Raw genomic sequence first — 12,570 nt, forward strand, 5'->3', positions numbered from 1 at the left:
CGCTCAGACGGTGCCGGGCGTCGGTATCTTTCCGCTCGTCTTTTTCTCGTCGGAGCGGCCCACGGTGCACACGATGGTGGTGAACCCGTCGTTCCAGTCCTCCTCGTCGCCCAGCCATCCGTAGGTCTTCAGCTCCGGACCCGGCGCCCGACTCGACTCGAATTTGTTGCTGCAGAGCTTTCCGCCGTTGTCGATTCCGTTCTTGTACTCCATGTCCTCGGGCGCGGTGACGAATCCGACGACCTGGTCGGTGTGCGGCCGTGCACAGTCCGTGAGGAGGGACGAGAACGAGTCGCCCTCCTTGTCGACGTACGTCCAGCAGTCGCCCACGGCCATCTGCGCGGCGTACAGGTCCATGTCCTGGTCCCGGAACCGCGCCAGTTCGCCCCCGATGGGGACATGCCTGCCCAGTACGAGACATGCCGTACCGCCGTCCGCCGCGGTGAAGCCCGCCTTCGTCGGCACGAGGGCGTAGGAGCCCGCGTCGGGCAGGGCGGTGGCCACGGGCCGGGTCTGCCGCTCGCAGCGGGTCGTGCCCGCGGCGCGGGCGTCGGCGTAGTCGCCGGCCGTGTCGACGGCCACGACCTGGCCGTCCGGCCAGTCCTCGGCGCAGTCCACCACGCCCAGGTTCGGCACCGACTCGAACGGCGTGCCCGACCAGACCGCCTTCACGCAGTCACCGGCCCGCAACGGGTCGGTGAGGCCCGCCTCTTCGCCGTACGGGTACACCGGCCCCGTCGGCTGCGGCGTGCTCGCCGTGGTGGACGGACCCTTCTTCGCCACGGTGCCCTTCTTCTCCCCGTCGCCGTCGCTCAGCGACACGGCCGCCCAGGCACTTCCGGCGATCACCAGAACGACGGCCACGACGAGGGCGATCACGACGGCCGGCCTCTTGCGGCCCGGTCGGGCCGCGGGCGGCGCGACGGGACCACCGCCCAGGTAGGGGTTGCCGGAACCGCCGTACGCGGGCCGCTGGGCCGACGGGTTCCAGGCGGCGTACGGCGACGGGCCGCCGTGGCCGGGTCCCGGCGGACCGCCCGGTGCGGCGGGGCCGCCCGCCGCGGGGGTGTCGGATGCCGGGCCCGCCATGGGGACGGCCGGATCGCCCGGCGTCTGCGGGGTGTTCGGCGTCGGCGGCACCCCCGGGGTCTGCGGGGTGCGTGGCACGCCCGGGGTGTTCGGCGTCGGCCCTCCTGCCGGGACCCCGTACGGCCCTGCCGCCGGGACTCCGTACGGCCCTCCCGCCGAGGCGCCGTACGGGCCGCTCGGCCGGTCCGCGTACGGACCGGAGGGAGAGCCGGGACACGCGCCGCCGTAGGAACCCGGAGCGGGCCCGAATTCGCCCGGCACCGGCCCCTGTTCGGGCGGTGTCCCCCACCCCGGGGAAGCACCGGGCGCCGCGCCGGACGAGCCGCGCAGCACCCGCTGAAGCCCCCGCGCGACCGTCTCCGGCGAAGACCTGCGAACGGGATCCTTGACGAGCAATCCGGCGAGGACGGGCGTCAGTTCGCCGGCCCGGAGCGGCGGGGTGGGCTCCTCCGCGAGCAGGGCCGTCAGCGTGGCGTACTCGCCGTGGCGGTCGAACGGGCCCCGGCCCTCGACCGCGGCGTACAGCGTCGCGCCCAGGGAGAAGAGGTCGGCGGACGGGGTGGGCGGCTCGCCGCGGGCACGCTCGGGAGCCAGGTATCCGGGTGTGCCGAGGATGCCGGCCGTGGCGGTGAGCCGCGGCTCGCGGGACTCCGGCTGGAGCGCGATCCCGTAGTCGGTGAGCAGCACGCGCGCGTGCGGGTCGCCCGAAGCGTCGGGCGCCAGAAGGATGTTGGCCGGTTTCACATCCCTGTGCAGGATGCCGATCCGGTGTCCGGCGGTCAGCGCGTCGAGAACGGCGAGCCCGACCCGGGCGGCCCGGGCGGGCGACAGGGGACCCGCCCGCCGGACGACGGCCTGGAGGTCGACCGCGTCCGGCACGTACTCCATGACGATCCACGGCAGACCCTCGTGCATCACCACGTCGTGCACGGTGGCCACATGGGGATGCCCGCGCAGGCGTGCCGCGTGCCGGGCCTCGCTGCGCGCCCGCGCGATGCGCTGCGCGGGCTCGGCCGCGTCCACCGGGGCGTCCGGCAGGGCGATCTCCTTCATGGAGACCTCGCAGGCCAACTCCTCGTCGTACGCGAGCCATACGCGCCCCATGCCGCCCGCACCGAGCGTCCGCAGCAGTCGATATCGGCCATTGATGACCCGGCCCGCACCTTGATCCGGCGTATCCCCCATCACGCCTCCCCCGAGACAGCGCGCCTCCCCCGAGGACGCGTGGAATCCGTCTCTCGAAGGTAGCCTCGCACGCACCACCGACAGGAGCCCTTTTGCGGACCAATCCTGTCCAATCCCGTCAGAACGGGCACATGTGGCTCAGGGGTGCGAATGCGTCTCAGGAGCTACGCCTCCGCCGTCCCCGGCGCCGCGGGCGGCGGCCGGGGTGACGGGCTCTCACACGGCAGGCTCGAGGAATCCCTGCTCCACCAGCAGCCGGATCTGCGCGGGCGTCCGGTCGCGCAGCAACACCGGGTCCTCGCCGACCAGTTGCGCGATGGCGTCGAGGATCCGGCCCGCGCTCAGCGTGCCGTCGCAGACACCCGCGAAGCCCGCACCGACCGTGTCCACCTGGGTGGCCCGGCGCATTCCGCGGTGCTGACGCAGCACCACGTGCTCCGGGTCCTCCGCGCCCGGCAGGCCGACCTGTTCCTGGACGACCTCCGCCACCAGTCTGAAGTGGCCCGCGAGCAGGGCCGCGTCGTCGTGGGCGCGCAGGAAGTCGACGCGGTCGAAGTGCGCCCGCACTGTCTCGCCGAGCGGCTGCTCGACGGGGTGCGGCCACTCCTCGACCGTGACCGAGGGGTCGGCGGCCGACGTCCGGCGCAGCGTGATCCACCCGAATCCGACGGCCTTGACCTTCCGCGCCTCGAACTCGTCCAGCCATGCGTCGTACCGCGCCTGGTACTCGGCGGGATCGCCGCGATGGTCGCCCGCGTCCCGCAGCCACAACTCGGCGTACTGCGTGACGTCCTGGACCTCGCGCTGCACGATCCACGCGTCGCAGCCGCGCGGCACCCAGGAACGCAGCCGGTCCTGCCAGTCCTCGCCCTCCACGTGCTGCCAGTTGGCCAGGAACTGGGCGTACCCCCCTTCGTTCAACCGGTCGCCCACCTGCTGAACCAGCGTGCGGCACAGGTCGTCCCCGCCCATGCCGCCGTCCCGGTAGGTGAGCCGGGCGCCGGGGGAGATCACGAAGGGCGGGTTCGAGACGATCAGGTCGTACGTCTTGTCGCCGACCGGCTCGAAGAGGGAGCCCTCCCGCAGATCGGCCGCCGGGGCACCGGACAGCGCGAGCGTGAGCGCGGTGATGTGCAGCGCGCGGGGATTGAGGTCGGTGGCCGTCACACGCGTGGCGTGCTGCGCCGCGTGCAGGGCCTGGATCCCGGAACCGGTGCCGAGGTCGAGCGCGGAGGCGACCGGCATGCGGACGGTGATGCCGGCGAGGGTGGTGGAGGCCCCGCCGACGCCGAGCACGACGCCTTCGTCCCGGCTACCGATGCCGCCCGCGCCGCCGACGGCGCACCCGAGGTCGGACACGATGAACCAGTCCTCGCCGCCGGGGCCGCCGTACGGGCGGACGTCCACGGTGGCGGCGATCTCGTCGGCGCCCACCCGGGTCAGCCAGCCACTGTCCAGACACTCCTCGACCGGCAGCACGTCCGTCACGCGCGCGTGCGGCACCGGCTGCTGGAGCAGGAAGAGGCGTACGAGTGTCTCCAGCGGCGTGTCCCCACGGGTCGCCCGGAGCGCGGGGACGGTCTCGCTGCGCGCCAGCGCCGTGTACGCGGGGGCGCCGAGCAGGTCGAGCAGTCCGTCGGCGGTGAAGGAGGCGCCGAGCAGGGCGTCCCGCAGCCGCGCGGCGACATCGACGCGGTCGGACGAGGGCAACGGTGACAGGCTGGTGTTACTCACGCCTCCCATTGTGTCCGCTCACGCCGCCCGGCACGCACTCCTGTGGACGGCCCCACGCCGACGACCCGGTACGCGCGCGTACCGGGCCCTCCTTCGGTCGGTCGAACGATCGCCGTCCCGATCGCCGTCCGGGGTCAGCTCTTGGCGGCCGCCGTCGCGCCGCTGGACGCGGACTTGCAGCTCTGCTGCTGGGCCATCGCCTTGCCGACGTCGCCCTCCTCGAGCTTCTTCAGCGCGTCGTTGCCGCTCCGGCTCAGCTTGTTGAGCTGCGTCGCGATGTCCTTGAGGCCCTCGGCGAACTTGCCCTGGTCCTTGGTGTCGAGCTCGCCGACCTGCTTCTTCAGGTCGACGTACGCCGCGGAGAGGTCGTTGAGCTCCTTGACGGCGTTGGTCTGCTTGGTCTTGCCGTCGTCGACGTTCGGCGCGCCGGCCTTGTCGACCGCGTCGCTGATCGCCTTGTAGGCGTCGGCCATGTCCTGGAAGGCCTGCGAGTCCGTCTTCTTGACGTCCGCCGGTGCGCTGTTGTCCGAGGTCTCCTTCTGGATCGCGGCATTGGCTGCCTCGATCTTCTTGGCCTGCGGCTGCACCGCGCCGCAGACCTGCTTGGCCCAGGCGTTCAGCTTGTCGTTCTCACCGTCGTCGCTGCTGCATCCGGACAGCGCCAGTATCAGTACCGCACCGCCGGACAGCGCGGCCGTGAGCTTCTTGTTCACCGGATTGGTCCCTTCCATGGCCCTCGGCCCCGGAACATACACGCCGCACGGCCGGCAACCCCAGTCCGAATGTCCGCTAAGTGGGCTAATAACGCCTTTTACACCATGCGAGAGAAGGCTCACGAAGAGGGCGCGAACACGCACAGGGCGGGCGGGCGGCGCGTACCGACGCGCCGCCCGCCCGCCCTGTGGCCCGCACCTGACCAGGCACGAGAACGCATGCCTGTGCGGGTGGGACGCGGGAGCTAGGAAACCACCGCGGGGTCGGGCGACTTGCTCGACCGTTCCGCGTTGTCTTCGTCACCCACGGCGATTCCGCGCCGCTTGGAGATGTACACCGCGCCCACGATCACGAGGAGCGCGAGGACGGCGATGAGCACCCGTACCCCGACGTTCTTGTCGTCGCCGTACGAGAACTTGATGACCGCCGGTGCGATCAGCAGCGACACCAGGTTCATCACCTTCAGCAGCGGGTTGATCGCCGGGCCGGCGGTGTCCTTGAAGGGGTCGCCGACCGTGTCGCCGATCACTGTCGCGGCGTGGGCCTCGCTGCCCTTGCCGCCGTGGTGACCGTCCTCGACGAGCTTCTTCGCGTTGTCCCACGCTCCGCCGGAGTTGGCGAGGAAGACCGCCATCAGCGTGCCGGTGCCGATGGCGCCCGCGAGGAAGGAGCCGAGTGCGCCGACCCCGAGCGTGAACCCGATCGCGATCGGGGTGAGCACGGCGAGCAGGCCGGGCGTGGCCAGTTCGCGCAGCGCGTCCTTGGTGCAGATGTCGACGACGCGCCCGTACTCGGGCTTCTCGGTGTAGTCCATGATCCCGGGGTGCTCGCGGAACTGCCGCCGCACCTCGTACACCACGGATCCCGCCGACCGCGAGACCGCGTTGATCGCCAGTCCGGAGAAGAGGAAGACGACCGCGGCGCCCGCGATCAGGCCCACCAGGTTGTTGGGCTGCGAGATGTCCATCATCAGGTTCATCGGAGCACCCGCGCCGGAGACCTTCTCGCCCACGTCGTTCGCGGCCGAGACGATCGCGTCCCGGTACGAGCCGAAGAGGGCCGAGGCGGCCAGGACGGCGGTGGCGATGGCGATGCCCTTGGTGATGGCCTTGGTGGTGTTGCCGACGGCGTCCAGGTCGGTGAGGACCTGTGCGCCCGCGCCCTCGACGTCGCCGGACATCTCCGCGATGCCCTGCGCGTTGTCGGACACCGGACCGAAGGTGTCCATCGCCACGATGACACCGACCGTGGTGAGCAGACCGGTACCGGCCAGGGCCACCGCGAAGAGGGCCAGCATGATCGACGTACCGCCGAGCAGGAAGGCCCCGTAGACGCCGAGGCCGATCAGCAGGGCGGTGTAGACGGCCGATTCGAGGCCCACCGAGATACCGGCCAGGACGACGGTGGCCGGGCCGGTCAGCGACGTCTTGCCGATGTCCCGGACCGGGCGGCGATTGGTCTCCGTGAAGTAGCCGGTCAGCTGCTGGATCAGCGCGGCCAGCACGATGCCGATCGCCACGGCGACGACCGCGAGGATCCGCGGGTCTCCGTCCTTGGCCTTGATCGCCGCGTCGGTGACGCCGTCCAGGTCGGCGTACTTCGCCGGCAGGTAGGCGTAGACGGCCAGTGCCACCAGCGCCAACGAGATCACCGCGGAGATGAAGAAGCCGCGGTTGATCGCGGACATGCCGCTGCGGTCGGACCGCCGGGGCGCGACCGCGAAGATGCCGATCATCGCCGTGATCACGCCGATGGCGGGCACGATCAGCGGGAACGCGAGCCCGGAGTCGCCGAACGCCACCTTGCCGAGGATCAGCGCGGCGACGAGCGTGACGGCGTACGACTCGAAGAGGTCCGCCGCCATGCCCGCACAGTCTCCGACGTTGTCGCCCACGTTGTCGGCGATGGTCGCGGCATTGCGCGGGTCGTCCTCCGGAATGCCCTGCTCGACCTTGCCGACCAGGTCGGCGCCGACGTCGGCGGCCTTGGTGAAGATGCCGCCTCCGACACGCATGAACATGGCGATCAGCGCGGCACCGAGACCGAAGCCCTCCAGGACCTTCGGCGCGTCGGCCGCGTACACCAGCACCACGCAGGAGGCGCCCAGCAGACCGAGCCCCACCGTGAACATGCCGACGACGCCGCCCGTGCGGAAAGCGATCTTCATGGCTTTGTGCGAGACGGCGGTGAGATCCTTTTCGGGCTCACCCTCCGCCGGGGTCGCTTCCCTTGCCGCGGCGGCCACGCGGACATTGCTCCGTACGGCGAGCCACATACCGATATAGCCGGTGGTCGCCGAGAACGCCGCGCCGATCAAGAAGAAGATCGATCGGCCGGCGCGCTGATTCCAGTCGTCCGCGGGTAGCAGCATGAGCAGGAAGAACACCACGACGGCGAATGCGCCGAGCGTGCGCATCTGCCGGCCCAGGTAGGCATTCGCGCCTTCCTGCACCGCCGCCGCGATCTCCTTCATGCTGTCGGTGCCCTCGCCCGCCGCGAGCACCTGGCGCACCAGGACTCCGGCGACCACGAGCGCTGCCAGGGCGACGGCGCCGATCACCATGACGATGAGCCGGTTGTCGTCTGTCAGCACTGCGGCTGCGAAGGTTGTGGGGTGGTCAAACTGATGAGGGGTAGAAAGCCCCGCCATTCGTCCTCCTTGACGCTTGGGCTGAGCTCAAGATGTGGACGGATTGTAGGTACCGGAAGCTGATCAAAACAGTGCGCGGTAAACGGAATTGGCCTTCACATGCTCTTCAGCAAATGATCGACGGGCGTCCATGGAACCCGAAAGAGGTAATGCCCTAAAGGCGTTGACTCGTGATCAAATAATCGCGCGCGGGATCGTGAATTCATTCACGAAAAGGCGGGCGCGGGGCCGCGCGTGCAAAAGGGCCCTGCTCAGCAGGGCCCTTCAGGGTGTTGCGCGTGCGGTCGAGGAGGTCTGCGCGCGGTCAGGAGGCGAGCGTGGCGGGCGGCGTGGTCGGCCAGCTCATCCTGATCAGTCCGCCGTTCTCCCCGGCGGAGACCTCCAGATCGTCGACGAGACCGCTGATGACCGCGAGGCCCATCTCGTCCTCCTCGGCCTCCGCGTCGACGTCGCCGGGGGCGGCGCCGGACGTCGCGCCGCCGGGCAGCGCCCGCGGAGCCTCGTCACCGACCTCGATGGAGAACTGCTTCTCCTCCTCGATCAGCATCACCCGCACCGGCGCCGAGATACCGCTGCTCTGGTGCAGTCCGACGGCACGGGAACAGGCCTCGCCGACGGCGAGCCTGACCTCGTCGAGTACGGCCTCGTCCACTCCGGCCCTGCGCGCCACCGCTGCCGCCACCAGTCGGGCGGTCCTGACGTGCTCGGGCAGCGCGCTGAAGCGGAGTTCAACGGTGGCCATGCATCCCCCTCGGAACTACGGGCGTGCCATCAGGGGGCCGGGCCGCGGGCCCGGACCCCCGCTTCTGCGAACCCGGGCGCGCGACCCGGGGAGACCGGTGGTCAGTCGGTGGCGTTGACCGCCTCCTCCACCGAGGTGTGAATGGGGAACACCTTGGTGAGACCGGTAATACGGAAGATCTTCAGAATGCGCTCCTGGTTGCAGACCAGGCGCAGCGAGCCCTCGTGGGCCCGGACACGCTTCAGGCCGCCCACCAGGACGCCGAGGCCGGTGGAGTCGAGGAAGTCGACGCCCTCCATGTCGACGACGAGGTGGAAACTGCCGTCGTTCACCAGCTCGACCAGCTGCTCGCGCAGCTTGGGCGCGGTATATACATCGATTTCGCCGCCGACCTCGACGACCGTACGGTCGCCGTTAGGGCCGGACACATTGCGAGTCGACAGGGACAGGTCCACGGATCCTCCAGCACCTTGCTATCGAGCGGTCGCCCCATGGGACACCTCGGCAGAGCCCCCGGGACGGTTCGCCAGCCGCGATGGCATTCAATCACTTACCGGCAGGCGTGCACGACGCCTTAGGCCCATTGTCCGTCACGCCAGTGACACACTCGGTGCCGATGGCCAAGAATCACCGATCCGATCGATCCTCGACGGACACCGCTTCCCGCCCCTCGCCAGGCACGGTCCTGAACCGGCTCGCCTCGGGGCCGAGCCGGGCTTCGCGCATCACTCATACGGAGCACTTGCCCCCGCGCGAGGGTCGCCATGCCGTCTGGCCCGACCGGATCCGTCCGGAGGTCATCGCCGCGGTGCAGGCCGCGGGGATCGAACACCCCTGGGCCCATCAGGCACTGGCCGCCGAGCACGCCCTGGACGGCGAGTCGGTGATCGTCGCCACCGGCACGGCCTCGGGCAAGTCCCTGGCCTACCTCGCGCCCGTCCTGACGGCCCTGCTGGACGGCTCCGAGGCCCCGAACGGCCGTGGCGCCACCGCGCTGTACCTGGCGCCGACGAAAGCCCTCGCCGCCGACCAGTGCCGATCCGTGAAGGAACTTTCACAAAGTTTGGGCACTGCCGTACGCCCAGCCGTGTACGACGGGGACACTCCCGTCGAGGAGCGCGAGTGGGTGCGCCAGTACGCGAACTACGTCCTGACCAACCCCGACATGCTCCACCGCGGGATATTGCCCTCCCATCCCCGCTGGTCCTCCTTCCTGCGCGCCCTGCGCTACGTCGTCATCGACGAGTGCCACACCTACCGCGGAGTCTTCGGCTCCCACGTCGCCCAGGTGCTGCGCCGTCTGCGCCGCCTGTGTGCCCGCTACGGCGCCTCTCCCGTCTTCCTGCTGGCCTCCGCCACCGCCGCCGAGCCGTCGGTCGCCGCGGGCCGGCTGACGGGCCTGCCCGTCGTCGAGGTCGCCGACGACGCCTCCCCCCGCGGTGAACTGGTCTTCGCCCTGTGGGAGCCCCCGCTCACCGAACTGCACGGCGAGAAGGGCGCGCCGGTCCGCCGGACGGCCACGGCCGAGACCGCCGACCTGCTGACCGACCTGACCGTGCAGGGCGTGCGTTCGGTCGCCTTCGTACGGTCCCGGCGCGGCGCCGAACTGATCTCGGTGATCGCCCAGGAACGCCTCGCCGAGGTCGACCGCTCCCTCGCCCGGCGTGTCGCGGCCTACCGCGGCGGCTACCTCCCCGAGGAACGCCGCGCCCTCGAACGCGCCCTGCACTCCGGCGAGCTCCTCGGGCTCGCCGCCACCACCGCCCTGGAGCTCGGCGTCGACGTCTCCGGTCTCGACGCCGTCGTCATCGCCGGCTACCCCGGCACCCGCGCGTCGCTGTGGCAGCAGGCGGGGCGGGCGGGACGCTCCGGCCAGGGCGCGCTGGCCGTGCTGGTCGCCCGCGACGACCCGCTGGACACGTTCCTCGTCCACCATCCCGAGGCCCTGTTCGACCAGCCGGTGGAATCCACCGTCCTCGACCCGGACAACCCGTACGTCCTCGCCCCGCACCTGTGCGCCGCCGCCGCCGAGATCCCCCTCACGGAGCACGACCTCGAACTGTTCGGGCCCGCCGCGGCGGACCTGCTGCCGCAGCTGGAGGCCGCGAAACTGCTCCGCCGACGCACGAAGGCCTGGCACTGGACCCGACGGGAACGGGCCGCGGACCTGACCGACATCCGCGGCGAGGGCGGCAGCCCGGTCCAGATCGTCGAAGCCGGCACCGGCCGGCTGCTGGGCACGGTCGACGCCGGCGCCGCCCACACGACGGTCCACGAGGGCGCGGTCCACCTGCACCAGGGCCGTACGTACCTGGTGCGCACGCTGGACCTGGACGACTCCGTGGCCCTGGTCGAGGAGGCCAACCCGCCGTACTCGACGGTCGCCCGCGACACCACCTCCATCTCCGTGCTGGAGACCGACGTCGAAATCCCCTGGGGCGACGGCCGGTTGTGCTACGGCTCCGTCGAAGTGACCAACCAGGTCGTCTCCTTCCTCAGACGGCGCGTCATCACCGGTGAAGTGCTGGGCGAGTCGAAACTCGATCTCCCTCCGCGCACGCTCCGTACGCGTGCGGTCTGGTGGACGGTCACCGAGGACCAGCTGGACGCGGCCCGCATCAACCCGGAGATCCTCGGCGGCGCCCTGCACGCCGCCGAGCACGCGTCGATCGGCATGCTGCCGCTGTTCGCGACCTGCGACCGCTGGGACATCGGCGGCGTCTCCGTCCCCCTCCACCCGGACACGCTCCTGCCCACGGTCTTCGTGTACGACGGCCATCCCGGCGGCGCGGGATTCGCGGAGCGCGCCTTCCACACGGCCCGCGCCTGGCTCGACGCCACCCGGCAGGCCATCGCGTCCTGCGAGTGCGATGCCGGCTGCCCGTCCTGCATCCAGTCCCCCAAGTGCGGCAACGGGAACGACCCCTTGCACAAGAGAGGTGCCGTACGCCTCCTCACGGAGCTGCTGCGGGCGGCACCGGAGAGCTGATCCGGCGCACGGCCGACGGGGCACCACGGGCCGGGGGCCACCTACGGCTGAGCGGTGGCCGCGGGCGCCGGCCGGGACGGCGGACCAGCGGACGGCCCGGGTGGCTGCCCGAGGCCGGGCGAGGCGGCCGGGCCCGCCCTGGCTCTGACCTCCGCGGCGAACGGTCCCCGGCCCGACGCCGCCGTCACGTCCGAGACCTCACCCTCGACCCCGCAACGGACGAGCCGGGCACCCTGCGCCCTCGCCACCCGGTCCGCCAGCGCGCAGGCCCCCGTGCCGCCGTCCATCCAGTGGTCCGCCGCGGCGAGCGCCGCCAGGTCGGCGGCCCCGGCCGCACGATGGCGGACGACGACGGCCTGCCCCATGGCCAGGACAGCTCCGAACACGACGCACAGCGCGGTGATCGCCCCGACCGTCCAGACCGTCGCCGACCCGGCGTCGGAGGCACCCCGCTCCGGCCGGCCCGAGGCGTCCCACGCCAGCCGGCCTGAGGAATCCCACGCCATCCGGCCCGAGGAGCTCGACGGACTCCGGCCCGAAGCGCCCCACGCCGTCCGACCCGAGGAGCTCGACGGACTCCAGCCCGAGGCGCCCCACGCCGTCCGACCCGAGGAGCTCGACGGACTCCGAAGGTGCCGATGCACCCGCAGCGCCCGCGCGGCCAGGTCGTGCCCTCGCCTCTTCATCCGTCCGTCACCCCCGGCGTCGTCACCGTCTCCTCGGCCAGCGCCACGGCTTCGTCGCTCAGGTCCACGGAGAGCGCGCCCGGGCCCGGCGTGCGCGCGGTCACCGTCACGCGGACCAGGTCGTCCTCGCGGTGCACCACGACTTTCGCGCCGCGTGGCGCCGCTTGTCGGGCCGTCGCCAGCACCGCGTCCGGAGGGTCCTGGCGGGCCGCCGCGCGGGCACCCGCCCTCGCCGCGTCCACGCACTGGATCTGCGCGGACGCGGCCAACAGGGCCCAGACCAGCGCCATCCCGACGAGCACCAGCGAGGGCAGCACCACCGCGGCCTCGGCGGTCACAAAGCCCCGGTCCCTCCGCTGTCCAGGGCCTTCGCACCTGCCTCGGGGCGGAGCCGGACCTCGACGCCCGGCGCCCACTCGTGCCGGGACCAGATCCAGCCGCCCGGCGCCCTCGTGGCGCGGGCCCGGATCCCCGTCCTCGGCACCCGCCCGGCGCGCAGCCGAACCGGCGTCCCCCGCGACCCCATGTGCGGCCACCTCACATCCGGACATCGAGCGCCCGCCCCACGATGCCCTGCAGCTCCTCGCTGACCTGCCCGCTCGTCACCACCTTGTAGAGCACGGCCGCGAAGGCCACGGCGGCGATGATCCCCACCGCGTACTCGGACGTGACCATTCCCGTGTCCCGGCGCACCAACCGGAGCATCCACACCCGCATCCGTGCCGGTCCTCGTACGAGACCTCGTACTGTCCTGCGCATCACAACCCCCGTGTCTTTTCGT

10 protein-coding genes are annotated in these 12,570 nt (G+C 71.6%); 1 reads left to right on the forward strand and 9 read right to left on the reverse strand.

Annotated elements, in window-relative coordinates; all coding sequences use genetic code 11:
• Positions 1-3 precede the first annotated feature (3 nt).
• From ABEB03_RS00525 to bldG, 6 genes are all read right to left on the reverse strand, one after another.
• Complete coding sequence (locus ABEB03_RS00525; RefSeq protein WP_345639624.1) at positions 4-2,274, reverse strand: protein kinase domain-containing protein; 2,271 nt, start codon at positions 2,272-2,274, stop codon at positions 4-6.
• A 216-nt stretch (positions 2,275-2,490) separates the two neighbouring features.
• Positions 2,491-4,008 (reverse strand): DUF7059 domain-containing protein, encoded by a 1,518-nt coding sequence (locus tag ABEB03_RS00530; RefSeq protein WP_345639626.1) that lies wholly within the window; start codon positions 4,006-4,008, stop codon positions 2,491-2,493.
• 134 nt (positions 4,009-4,142) lie between these two features.
• Positions 4,143-4,739, reverse strand: a complete 597-nt coding sequence (locus ABEB03_RS00535) for a small secreted protein (RefSeq protein ID WP_345639628.1) — start codon at positions 4,737-4,739, stop codon at positions 4,143-4,145.
• A 227-nt stretch (positions 4,740-4,966) separates the two neighbouring features.
• Positions 4,967-7,372, reverse strand: a complete 2,406-nt coding sequence (locus tag ABEB03_RS00540) for a sodium-translocating pyrophosphatase (RefSeq protein WP_345639630.1) — start codon at positions 7,370-7,372, stop codon at positions 4,967-4,969.
• Positions 7,373-7,676: 304 nt separating this feature from the next.
• Positions 7,677-8,114, reverse strand: coding sequence for an ATP-binding protein (locus ABEB03_RS00545; RefSeq protein ID WP_345639632.1), 438 nt, complete (start codon positions 8,112-8,114; stop codon positions 7,677-7,679).
• A 101-nt stretch (positions 8,115-8,215) separates the two neighbouring features.
• Complete coding sequence (gene bldG / locus ABEB03_RS00550; RefSeq protein ID WP_028799135.1) at positions 8,216-8,569, reverse strand: anti-sigma factor antagonist BldG; 354 nt, start codon at positions 8,567-8,569, stop codon at positions 8,216-8,218.
• A gap of 80 nt (positions 8,570-8,649) precedes the next feature.
• Here bldG and ABEB03_RS00555 point away from each other — a divergent pair, with 80 nt between their 5' ends.
• Positions 8,650-11,103, forward strand: a complete 2,454-nt coding sequence (locus tag ABEB03_RS00555; protein ID WP_345639635.1) for a DEAD/DEAH box helicase — start codon at positions 8,650-8,652, stop codon at positions 11,101-11,103.
• Between the two features lie 41 nt (positions 11,104-11,144).
• Here the strand turns inward: ABEB03_RS00555 and ABEB03_RS00560 are convergent, their stop codons facing one another.
• The 3 genes from ABEB03_RS00560 to ABEB03_RS00570 form a co-directional block, all read right to left on the reverse strand.
• Positions 11,145-11,609 (reverse strand): Rv3654c family TadE-like protein, encoded by a 465-nt coding sequence (locus tag ABEB03_RS00560; protein WP_345639637.1) that lies wholly within the window; start codon positions 11,607-11,609, stop codon positions 11,145-11,147.
• Positions 11,610-11,785: 176 nt separating this feature from the next.
• Positions 11,786-12,127, reverse strand: coding sequence for a TadE family type IV pilus minor pilin (locus ABEB03_RS00565; RefSeq protein ID WP_345639639.1), 342 nt, complete (start codon positions 12,125-12,127; stop codon positions 11,786-11,788).
• 199 nt (positions 12,128-12,326) lie between these two features.
• Positions 12,327-12,506 carry a DUF4244 domain-containing protein gene (locus tag ABEB03_RS00570; RefSeq protein ID WP_028799138.1) on the reverse strand — a complete coding sequence of 60 codons (180 nt, stop codon included), beginning with the start codon at positions 12,504-12,506 and terminating at the stop codon, positions 12,327-12,329.
• Between the last annotated feature and the right edge of the window lie 64 nt (positions 12,507-12,570).

This window comes from Streptomyces siamensis, from assembly GCF_039543605.1.
GTDB lineage: Bacteria > Actinomycetota > Actinomycetes > Streptomycetales > Streptomycetaceae > Streptomyces > Streptomyces siamensis.

Excerpts from the sequence above, each read along its gene's own strand:
- ABEB03_RS00570 (WP_028799138.1), bottom strand. The coding sequence starts at position 12,506 with ATGCGGGTGTGGATGCTCCGGTTGGTGCGCCGGGACACGGGAATGGTC.
- ABEB03_RS00535 (WP_345639628.1), bottom strand. The coding sequence starts at position 4,739 with ATGGAAGGGACCAATCCGGTGAACAAGAAGCTCACGGCCGCGCTGTCC.
- ABEB03_RS00560 (WP_345639637.1), bottom strand. The coding sequence starts at position 11,609 with ATGGCGTGGGATTCCTCAGGCCGGCTGGCGTGGGACGCCTCGGGCCGG.
- ABEB03_RS00555 (WP_345639635.1), top strand. The coding sequence starts at position 8,650 with ATGGCATTCAATCACTTACCGGCAGGCGTGCACGACGCCTTAGGCCCA.
- ABEB03_RS00525 (WP_345639624.1), bottom strand. The coding sequence starts at position 2,274 with ATGGGGGATACGCCGGATCAAGGTGCGGGCCGGGTCATCAATGGCCGA.
- ABEB03_RS00540 (WP_345639630.1), bottom strand. The coding sequence starts at position 7,372 with ATGGCGGGGCTTTCTACCCCTCATCAGTTTGACCACCCCACAACCTTC.
- ABEB03_RS00545 (WP_345639632.1), bottom strand. The coding sequence starts at position 8,114 with ATGGCCACCGTTGAACTCCGCTTCAGCGCGCTGCCCGAGCACGTCAGG.